Annotated in this window: 1 protein-coding gene; it reads right to left on the reverse strand. The window is 63.9% G+C overall.

Annotated features, from left to right (window positions below; all coding sequences use genetic code 11):
- On the reverse strand, positions 1–500 hold a 500-nt coding region (locus BC363_RS31935), incomplete at its 3' end, for a GMC oxidoreductase (RefSeq protein ID WP_244519991.1).
- Between the last annotated feature and the right edge of the window lie 15 nt (positions 501–515).

Here is a 515-nt window from a genome sequence, read left to right on the forward strand (position 1 = left end):
AGGCCTTCGATGCCGTGCACCTTGAGCTGTGCGTCGACGACCGACGCCTGTTCGTCCGGTCCCATCGCGCAGGTGCCGCACAGGTGATAGATCGAACCGGAATTCTCGCGGAAATAGTCAATAAGCGCCTCGTCGCTGTCAAGCGAGGGTCCAGGCGAGACTTCCTCGGCGGTGACGGTCGAGAGGGCCGAGGCGGAGGCGATCCTGCGCACCAACCGGCTTCCCTGCACGACTTCCTCGATATCCTTGTTCGCCGAAAGATAGTTCGGACGGATCTGCGGCGCGGTGCGCGGATCGGCGGAGGTGATCGCGATGCTTCCCCGGCTGGCGGGTCGGCAGGAATTGAAGCAGATCAGGTAGCCGGGATAGGGTTCCGGCTTCAGCCCGGCCTTGGGGTCCTTGGGAATGCGGTAGGAGAGCGGGTTGAAATAGAGCTGGATGTTCGGCTGCGCTTCGTCCCCGGTGCCGCGGAAGAAGCCGCCGGCCTGGTTGACGCTCATGGCGAAGGGGCCTTT

This window comes from Ensifer sp. LC384, from assembly GCF_001695865.1.
Taxonomy (GTDB): domain Bacteria; phylum Pseudomonadota; class Alphaproteobacteria; order Rhizobiales; family Rhizobiaceae; genus Ensifer.